The sequence below is a fragment of the Synechococcus sp. BA-120 BA3 genome (assembly GCF_034931285.1).
In the GTDB taxonomy this organism is placed as follows: Bacteria; Cyanobacteriota; Cyanobacteriia; order PCC-6307; family Cyanobiaceae; genus Cyanobium.
The window spans coordinates 1-8,793 of record NZ_JAYGHZ010000304.1 but is presented as its reverse complement, the minus strand read 5'-3'; the positions used below and the strand labels follow the sequence as shown (position 1 = coordinate 8,793).

Sequence of the window (8,793 nt, the reverse complement as noted above, 5' to 3'; positions counted from 1 at the left end):
CAGGGTGGTGCGGGAGGCCGTGATCCGATCGAGGGAACGCTGGATCGCCGCTTCGGTTTCATTGTCGACGGCGGCGGTGGCCTCATCCAGCACCAGCACCGGTGGATCCTTGAGGATGGCCCGGGCCCGGGCGATGCGCTGGCGCCGGCCCCCGGCCAGGCGCAGCACCGGGCCCCCGTGGCGGACCACGTGGGTCAGGGCCACCCGCTGGGCCCGCCCCAGGGCGAACACCGGACTGCACGCCTCCCCCACCGGCGGCAGCTGGGCCGGATCCCCCACGAACACCAGCCGTGTGCCGTAGGCCTGGGCGCAGCGCAGGGTGATCTCCAGCAGGCCGCCATCCACCATGGAGGCCTCGTCGACCAGCACCAGGCCGAGGTTCTCCAGGGCCAGGGCGGTCTGCAGGGTCTCCTCACAGCGCTCCCGGTCCCCCTGCCGCTTCAGCTTCAACCGCAGCAGCCGGTGGATGGTGGAGGGGTACCAGGTGGGGTGCAGACCCGCCAGGGCCAGGTGGTGGCGCAGCACGCCCACCGCCTTGTGGGTGGGGGCCACCACGGTCCAGCAGAGGCCGGCCCGCTCCGCCTGGGCCAGGAACCGCATCGACAGGAAGGTCTTGCCGGTGCCCGCATAGCCCTCCAGCACGAACGGCACCCCACCGGCCGGGGCCTCCAGCCAGTCGGCGAAGGCGGCGGCCGCCCGCTGCTGGTCGTCACTCAGGCCGGCGTGATCGCTCACCCCAGCGGCAGCCAGCCGGCGCCCTGGGCGATCTGCAGCGGTGAGCCCAGCAGGGCCAGGCCCGGCAGGGCCACCAGGGGCCCGATCAGGCTGCCCACCAGCACCTCCGCACGGGTGTGGCCGAGGTTCTCCTTCAGGGGGCGCAGCACCGGGGACCCCTCCGGCGGGCCGTCCTGGGGATGGGTGTCCCAGAGCCCGTCGGGGAGGCCGTTCACCCGCTGGGCCGTCAGTCCGGCGGCCCGCCGCACGCCGCTGGCGTCGTAGAGCACGACGAAACAGAGCACGGCCGCCAGGGCGAACAGGGGATCGGCGAATCCCAGCTCCCAGCCCAGGCCGGCGGCGGTGCCCGTCATCAGGGAGGAGTGGCTCGAGGGCATGCCCCCCGTCTCGATCAGCACCGCCGGGCGCCAGCGGCGATGCACCACCAGCTCGATCAGCAGCTTGGAGAGCTGGGCCACGCCGCAGGCGACCAGGCCCCAGGCGAGCACGCCGTTGGCCAGCAGCTCGCCCAGCGCATCGAGGGCACCGATGGCCATGCTCATCGGTCGCGACTGGTGATGTAGTCGGCCAGGGCCAGCAGGGGGGCGGCCTTGGCGCTCCAGGGCTCCAGCACCGCCTTGGCTTCGCTCACCAGGGCATCGGCGCGCCGGCGGGACTCCTCCAGGCCCAGCAGCTTGGGGTAGGTGGTCTTGTCGGCGGCCAGGTCCTTGCCCGCTGTCTTGCCCAGCACGTCGCTGCTGGCGGTGACATCGAGGATGTCGTCGATGATCTGGAAGGCCAGGCCGATGCCGCGGGCATAGGTGCGCAGGGCCGTCAGCAGCTCTTCGGAGGCCCCGGCGATCAGGGCGCCGGAGATCACGCAGGCCCGCAGCAGGGCGCCGGTCTTGTGGAGGTGGATGTATTCGAGGGTGTCGAGATCCACCTGCCGGGCCTCGCACTCCAGGTCCACCACCTGGCCGCCCACCAGGCCGGGGGCGCCGGAGGCCAGGGCCAGCTCGCCCACCACCTGCAGCAGCCGTTCGGGGGGAACCCCCGGGCTGCGCAGGGCCACCATCTCGAAGGCGCGGGTCAGCAGAGCATCGCCGGCCAGGATCGCCTTGGCCTCGCCGTACACCTTGTGGTTGGTGGGCCGGCCCCGGCGCAGGTCGTCGTTGTCCATGGCGGGCAGGTCGTCATGGATGAGCGACATGGTGTGGATCATCTCCATCGCCACCGCCGTCGGCATGGCCAGATCGGCGTCGCCGCCCGCCAGCTCGCAGGCCGCCAGTGTGAGGATCGGCCGCAGGCGCTTGCCGCCCGCCAGCAGGGAGTAGCGCATCGCCTCCCGCAGCGACTCGGGACGTTCCGGGCCGAGGGAACTCTCCAGGGCGCTCTCCACCCGCCAGCGGGCCGCCTCCAGATAGGCGGTGAAGTCGAAAGCCGTGCTCACCGCCGGGGCCATGGGGTCCTGAGTGTTGGCGTGTTGGCGCGGATTCTCTCAGGCCGCGGTCCAGGCGCCGCCGCCTTGATGTTTCGACACGATACGGATCCTCCGGTGAAGCCCGGTGAAGGCGCCCGGTCCGGGAACCCCAGCGCCGCCATGCTGGCGGCAGTGACGCTGTTGCGCGCGATGCAGGCCCCCCTGGACAGCGAGCCGGACCTGGTGCCCCTGATCTGCGGCAGCCTGTCCGCTGTCCTGCTGGCCGGTCTGCTACTGGCGTCGGGTCTGGTGCGGATCGGCGAGGGTGTTCCCCTGCTGGTGGGCTCCGGCGACCCCCACGACGCCACCCGCTCCACGGCCTCCCGGCCCTGAGCGCATTCGCCGCCCGGGGGCCGTCAAGGCGGGGCTCAGGGGCTCAGATCCGCCAGCTCCGCGGTGTCGAGCCCGTGGCGCTCACACCAGGCCAGCACGGTGTTCACCAGCAGCATCGCCACCGTCATCGGCCCCACCCCACCGGGCACCGGCGTGATCGCCGCCGCCAGCGGTTCGACCGTCTCGTAGTTCACATCGCCGCAGAGCCTTCCCTCCAGGCGGTGGATGCCCACATCCACCACCACCGCCCCCGGGCGGACATGCTGGGCGCCGACCAGCTGGGGGCGTCCCGCCGCCACCACCAGGATCTCGGCCTCCCGGGTCACCTCGGCGAGGTGATGGGTGCGCGAGTGGGCCATGGTGACGGTGGCATCGGCGGCCTGGAGCATCAGGGCCATCGGCTTGCCCACCAGGATGCTGCGGCCGACCACCACGGCCCGGGCGCCGGCGATCGGCACGTCGGCCCTGCGCAGCAGGGCCATCACCCCGGCCGGTGTGCAGCTGCGGGGACCCCGCTCCCCCTTGAGCAGGCGACCCAGGTTGAGGGTGTGCAGACCGTCGGCGTCCTTGTCGGGGTCGATCGCCGCCAGCAGCGGACCCTCGTCCAGGCCCTGCGGCAGGGGCAGTTGCAGCAGGATGCCGTCGACCGTCGGGTCGGCGTTGAGGCGCGCGATCAGGGCCAGCACCTCCTCGGCCGGCGTGTCCGCCGCCAGATGGCCGCCATGGCTGCTGATGCCGACACGGCGGCAGGCCTTCTCCTTGTTGGCCACGTACACACCGCTGGCGGGGTCATCGCCCACCCGCAGGACCGCCAGGCCGGGGGGCCGCCCCGCCACCGCCAGCCCATCGGCGATGACGGCGTTCAGTCGACCTTCGATCTCCGCCGCCAGTCGCCTGCCATCGAGAAGGGTGGCCATCGGGGGGGAGCGTTGCCGATCCCCAGCATGCACCGACAGCACCTGGAGGGCGACCCTCAGGCGTTGGTTAGCCTGGACCGATGAGATTCGGGCTGCGGCGGATCAGGGGACTGTGGCGCCACTTGCTGCGGCTCGAGCGTCCCCGCCAGGCCCTGGTGGCCTGGCGCCCCGGGGGTGGGTTGCTCGTGCTCCTGCTCTGTCTGCTGGTGGCCCTGCTCTCCAGCTGGCCCTGGCTGGTGGAGCCGAACCTGCGCCCCGGCATGCCGGCCCCGTTCACGGCCCGCGCCCCGGCCGATGCCACGGTGATCGACAGCACCGACCTGGAGCAGCGCCGCAGCCAGATGCTGCCCCGCAGCCAGATCCAGGTGGTTGACCCCCAGGCCAGTGAGGCCCTGGTGCAGGAGCTGGAGCAGCGGCTGCAGCGGGTGCGCCTGCAGGTCGCCGACGACCAGCCCCGGCCCGATTCCCTCAATCTCACCCAGGAGGAACGCCGCTGGCTGACGGGGCTGACGCCCCCCGAGCTCATGCGCTGGAAGCTTTCCCTGCGCCGGGCCCAGCAGCGCATGCTCAGCCAAGGCGTCGTGGCCAGCCTTTCGGAGGGTCAGCTGCTCACGGCCGCCGAACTCCAGCTGCAGGACCTCTCCCCCCCCGCCCGCAGCCTGGGCAGCCGCCTGCTGGCCGCCAGCCTGCAGGGCCGCACCAACCTCCGCGGCGACAGCTTCCTCAGCCAGCGCCGCATCGAGGACCTGCTCACCCGCCAGGGGCTGCCCACGATCCGGGTGCGCAAGAACGACCTGATCACCCGGCAGGGGGAGCCGATCAGCCCCCAGGCCTTTGATGTGCTGGAGCACTTCGATCTGGTCAACCATCGCCCTCGGCCCCTGGCCTGGCTGGGCCGCTTCAGCGAGGCCCTCGCCGCCTGCGGGGTGATGCTGCTGGTCATGCGCCGCTGGCGCGCCAGCCTCGAACCCCGCCAGGCCCTGCTGGCCCTGGCCATGCTGGTGCTGGTGCAGGGGTGCAAGCTCTGGCTGGGCAGCCAGGTCAGCACCCTGGCGCTTCTGGTTCCCCCCACCCTGCTCCTCTCCCAGGGGCTGGGCACGGCCGCCGGGCTGGCCTGGCTGGCCGTGGCCGCCATGCTCTGGCCGGTGCCCGTCGAGGGCCTGCTGGTGCCCCAGCTGGGCGTGGCGGCCCTGGTGGCCGCGATCGCGGCGGTGCTGGCCGGACGCCAGCGCAACCGGGCCCAGCTGCTGCAGCTGGCCCTGCTGCTGCCCGTTGGTGCCGTGCTGCTGCAGTGGCTATTGATCCATCTCTTCCATCTGCACAGCCTCGAGGCGGGGCCGTTCAGCGGCACCGACCTGCTGCAGGAGGCCCTGCTGATGGCGGGCCTGCTGATGGCCGGTCTGCTGCTGGCGCCGCTGGTGGAGAGCTTCTTCGGCCTGCTCACCCGGGCCCGGCTGATGGAGCTGGCCGATCTGGAGCGGCCCCTGCTGCGCCGCCTGTCGATGGAGGCGCCGGGCACCTTCGAGCACACCCTGATGATCTGCGGGCTGGCCGAGGAGGGGGCCCGCGCCATCCAGGCCGATGTGGACCTGATCCGCACCGGCGCCCTCTACCACGACGTCGGCAAGCTGCACGGCCCCCAGTGGTTCATCGAGAACCAGGAGCAGGGCGCCAATCCCCACGATGAGCTGGACGACCCCTTCGCCAGTGCCGCCATCCTCCAGGCCCACGTCGACGAGGGGCTGAAGCTGGCCCGTCGTTACCGCCTGCCCCGCCCCCTGGCGGATTTCATCCCCGAGCACCAGGGCCGGCTGAAGATGGGCTACTTCCTCCACCAGGCCAAGGAGCGGGACCCTTCGGTGCGCGAAGACCAGTTCCGTTACCGCGGCCCGGCGCCCCGCAGCCGGGAGACGGCGATCCTGATGCTGGCCGACGGTTGCGAAGCCGCCCTGCGCTCCCTGCCGCCGGCCACCACCGAGGCTGAGGCCCGGGCCATGGTCCGGCGGCTGGTGGAGGCGCGTCAGAACGACGGCCAGCTCGACGGCAGCGGCATCTCCCGGGCGGAGCTGGAGCTGGTGATCCGCGCCTTTGTGCGGGTCTGGAAGCGCATGCGCCACCGGCGCATCCCCTACCCCATTCCCCCCCGCAAGGCCTTCAGCGCCTGAGCCGCCACCGGCCCAGCCAACGGCCCGCCGCCAGCCCCAGTGTCACCACCGCCAGCCCCCCCAGCAGGCTGATCAGCACCACCGCGAGCGCCTCATCGGGGCGTCCGCGCCGCAGCGCCAGGCTGATCTCCAGCATCCAGCTGCTGAAGGTGGTGAGCGAGCCGCAGAAGCCGATGCCGCCGAGCAGCAGCAGCCGGGGCCGGGGGGGTCGCAGGCCGGCGATCACGCCGATCAGGAAGGTGCCGAGCAGGTTGGCCACCAGGTCGGCTTCGATCAGCCCGGTGGGTACGCCCGCGAGGCCCTTGCCGACGTCCTCCAGGCGCCAGCGCAGCAGGGCGCCGGGCACCGCGCCGGCGGCCACCAGCAGCAGGTCCCGCGCCTCGCGGCGCAGGCTGGGGCTGCTTGGCGTAGTGGATGGCGCCATCGTTCTTCCCTAGCTGCCGCCGATGGCCAGGCCGGCGCCTGCGGCCAGCAGCCCTCCCAGCACGGAACCGCCGCAGAGCAGGACGGCCTCGCGGCGCTGGCGCTGGTGCAGGGTCGCGTGCAGTTCGGCGATCCAGGTGGAGAAGGTGCTGAAGCTGCCCAGGAAGCCCGTGCCCAGCAGCAGCAGCGTGCGGCCGGCCGCCCCTCCGCAGCTGGCCTCCAGGCTCACCAGCAGGCCGATGGCGAAGCAGGCGATCAGGTTCACCCCGAAGGTGCCCCAGTGCTTGCGGGGCAGCATCGGTTCGAAATGGTTGACCACCCGGAAGCGCAGCCAGGCCCCCGGCACCGCGCCGATCGCCACGAACAGGGCGTCGTTGTCCAGGGGCGCCGCCACTTCAGCCCTTCCCCCCGGGGCCCCGGCGGTCCCGGCCCTCCAGCAGGGCCCGCAGCTTGCGTTCCAGCACCACCGACGCCGGCACCAGCGTGATCAGGTTGGCGGCGATCACCGGACCATCGGCCCGCAGCAGGCCGTAGATCGCCCAGGCCAGCACCCCCAGCGTGAACAGGCCGTACATCCGCAGCGAGATGGCGCTGGTGTCGCCGCTGCGCACGGTCTTCAGCGCCTGGGGGAACAGGCTCAAGGTGGTGAGTACGGCGGCGCCATAGCCCAGGGCACTCACCGTGAACGACTCCATTGGCGCTGGTCGCTGTGGCCGTCAGCATGACCACATTCCGCCCATCCGGCCATGGCCCTGAGCTTCCGCGAACTGCAGCAGGGGCTGCAGGCCCCGTGGGGCCAGGAGCACGGCGACGCCGGCGGTGGTGCCGGCGCGGATTTCGATCTGCTGATGGTGCCCTCGCTCACCATGGACCCCTCCCAGCTGGCCCTGGTGACGGGGGCCCACCATTACGAGGAACGCCAGCTGTTCTCCCTGATGCGGCTGCGCAATCCGGGCGTGCAGGTGGTCTACGTGACCAGCAAGCTGCTGCCCGAACTGGTGGTGGATGCGGTCCTCGAGCTGATGCCGGGGGTGCCCACCTCCCATGCCAGGCGACGGCTGCACCTGTTCGACACCGACGACGGCTCCGCCCGGCCCCTGACCCAGAAGCTCCTGGAGCGGCCGGCCCTGCTGGGGCGGATCCGGGAGCGGCTGCGGCCCGGCCGGAGTTTCATCATCTGCTACGTGGTGACCGAGCTGGAGAAGACCCTCTCCGAGCGTCTGCAGGTGCCCCTGCTGGGCACCGACCCAGCGCTGGGCTACTGGGGCACCAAGGCGGGCAGCCGGGAGCTGTTCGCCCGCTGCGGTGTGCCCCATCCCGCCGGCACCGGGCTGGCCCACAGCTTCGACGACCTGACGGAGGCGGTGGCTGATCTGTGGGAAAGGGACCCCGGGCTGGGCAGCTGTGTGATCAAGCTGAACGAGGGCTTCAGCGGCGAGGGCAATGCCCGCCTCGATTTCACGCCCCTGGCACTGGACGGACTGGCCAGGCGGGAGCGGGTCGGGCGGCTCCGGCGGGCCCTTGAGGACCTGCCGATGCCGGCGGCCGGCTGGACGGAGCTGCTGGCCGGCCAGGGGGCCCTGGCCGAGGCCTGGCTGGAGGGCGGCGACGATCTGCGCTCCCCCAGCGTGCAGGGCACGATCCACCCCGGCGGAGTGGTGGAGGTGCTCTCCACCCACGAGCAGATCCTCGGCGGTGCCGGCGGCCAGACCTACCTGGGCTGCTGCTTCCCCGCCGCCGAGCCCTACCGGGTGGCCCTGATGGAGCACGGCATGGCCGTCGGCCGGGCCCTGGCCGCGGAAGGGGCCCTGGAGCGCTTCGGGGTCGACTTCATCGCCCGCCGCTTCGGCGCGCGCTGGGACCTGCAGGCCATCGAGGTCAACCTGCGCCAGGGGGGCACCACCCATCCCTTCATGGCCCTGCGGGCGATCACCGCCGGCAGCCTCGACCCCGCCACCGGTTGCTTCCTTTCCCCCACCGGCCAGCCGCTGCACTACCGCGCCACCGACAACCTCAGCGACCCCCGCCTGCGGGGCCTGATGCCCCTCGACCTGATCGACATCGTGGCCGAGGCCGGCCTCCACTACGACCCGGCCCGTCTGCAGGGCAGCGTCTTTCACCTGCTGGGCTGCCTCTCGGAGTTCGGCAAGCTGGGCATGACCTGCATCGGCCGGGATCCGGAGCAGGCAAGCGCCGTCTACCGCTCCACCGTGGCCGAGCTGCTGGCGGGTGCCGTCGCCCGCAGCGGCACCGGCCTGCCGGCGGCGGGCGGCTGACGCCCCGGGCGGCTCAGGGCAGGATGGGGCAGCACAGGGGGCGCATGGTCTCGATCACCGACCGCGACGACGACGGCTCCCGGCGCTCCCCCCCGCCACCGTCCCCCGGCCCGCCGCTCTGGACCAGCTGGCTGCAGATCGGCCTGAGCTCCATGCTCGCCGTGCTGTTCCTGGTGATCCTGGGGAAGACGCGGGAGCAGAGCCAGCTGCTGATGAAGCTGGAGCAGCGCCTGCAGGGACTGGAGAACAGCCGCGCCCTCGATCGCACCTCGGTGCTGGAGGAGCAGCAGCGGGCCATGGTGGAGCGTCTTCAGACGTTGGAAGCCGGGGCCCAGCGGCTGGAGGCCCTCGAGCAGCAGCAGGACGCGTGGCGTTCCGCCCTGGCCGACCTGCAGGGACGGGCGGTGCGGCGCCCCCAGCGGGATCCCGACCCCTTCCCCGCCACACCGATGCCCCGCTCCCTCATACACATCTCCGCGCCCACG

The 8,793-nt window shown here is 72.4% G+C and carries 11 protein-coding genes; 4 read left to right on the top strand and 7 right to left on the bottom strand.

Annotated elements, in window-relative coordinates; genetic code table 11:
• The 3 genes from VB737_RS12555 to crtE all read right to left on the bottom strand — a co-directional run.
• Positions 1-735, bottom strand: a 735-nt coding sequence (locus tag VB737_RS12555) for an AAA family ATPase (RefSeq protein ID WP_500313403.1), incomplete at its 3' end; no start/stop codon positions are given.
• Positions 732-1,277 carry a divergent PAP2 family protein gene (locus VB737_RS12550; RefSeq protein WP_500313402.1) on the bottom strand — a complete coding sequence of 182 codons (546 nt, stop codon included), beginning with the start codon at positions 1,275-1,277 and terminating at the stop codon, positions 732-734. The genes VB737_RS12555 and VB737_RS12550, both read right to left, overlap by 4 nt.
• Positions 1,274-2,176, bottom strand: coding sequence for a geranylgeranyl diphosphate synthase CrtE (crtE, locus tag VB737_RS12545; RefSeq protein ID WP_500313400.1), 903 nt, complete (start codon positions 2,174-2,176; stop codon positions 1,274-1,276). The genes VB737_RS12550 and crtE overlap by 4 nt, the downstream gene beginning before the upstream one ends.
• Before the next feature lie 168 nt (positions 2,177-2,344).
• Between crtE and VB737_RS12540 the strand changes: the two genes are divergently transcribed.
• Entirely contained in the window at positions 2,345-2,527 is a 183-nt protein-coding gene (locus VB737_RS12540) for a hypothetical protein (RefSeq protein ID WP_500313398.1), read from the top strand.
• A 35-nt stretch (positions 2,528-2,562) separates the two neighbouring features.
• Here VB737_RS12540 and folD read toward each other — a convergent pair whose 3' ends face one another.
• Entirely contained in the window at positions 2,563-3,444 is an 882-nt protein-coding gene (gene folD / locus VB737_RS12535) for a bifunctional methylenetetrahydrofolate dehydrogenase/methenyltetrahydrofolate cyclohydrolase FolD (RefSeq protein WP_500313397.1), read from the bottom strand.
• Positions 3,445-3,524: 80 nt separating this feature from the next.
• Here folD and VB737_RS12530 point away from each other — a divergent pair, with 80 nt between their 5' ends.
• The gene (locus tag VB737_RS12530; RefSeq protein ID WP_500313395.1) at positions 3,525-5,609 is read left to right on the top strand and encodes an HDIG domain-containing metalloprotein; all 2,085 of its coding nucleotides are present in this window, start codon (positions 3,525-3,527) and stop codon (positions 5,607-5,609) included.
• Here VB737_RS12530 and VB737_RS12525 read toward each other — a convergent pair.
• Genes VB737_RS12525 through VB737_RS12515 form a run of 3 tightly spaced genes read right to left on the bottom strand, consistent with a single transcriptional unit; the run spans position 5,599 to position 6,727 of the window.
• Positions 5,599-6,033 (bottom strand): fluoride efflux transporter FluC, encoded by a 435-nt coding sequence (locus tag VB737_RS12525; protein WP_500313393.1) that lies wholly within the window; start codon positions 6,031-6,033, stop codon positions 5,599-5,601. The two genes, VB737_RS12530 and VB737_RS12525, sit on opposite strands and share 11 nt — an antisense overlap.
• A gap of 9 nt (positions 6,034-6,042) precedes the next feature.
• Positions 6,043-6,426, bottom strand: a complete 384-nt coding sequence (locus VB737_RS12520) for a FluC/FEX family fluoride channel (RefSeq protein WP_500313391.1) — start codon at positions 6,424-6,426, stop codon at positions 6,043-6,045.
• 1 nt (position 6,427) lies between these two features.
• Entirely contained in the window at positions 6,428-6,727 is a 300-nt protein-coding gene (locus tag VB737_RS12515; protein WP_500313390.1) for a SemiSWEET family sugar transporter, read from the bottom strand.
• Between the two features lie 51 nt (positions 6,728-6,778).
• Here VB737_RS12515 and VB737_RS12510 point away from each other — a divergent pair, with 51 nt between their 5' ends.
• Positions 6,779-8,308 carry a peptide ligase PGM1-related protein gene (locus VB737_RS12510; protein ID WP_500313389.1) on the top strand — a complete coding sequence of 510 codons (1,530 nt, stop codon included), beginning with the start codon at positions 6,779-6,781 and terminating at the stop codon, positions 8,306-8,308.
• Positions 8,309-8,352: 44 nt separating this feature from the next.
• Positions 8,353-8,793 (top strand): hypothetical protein (locus VB737_RS12505; protein ID WP_500313388.1); only part of this gene is annotated, 441 nt, incomplete at its 3' end.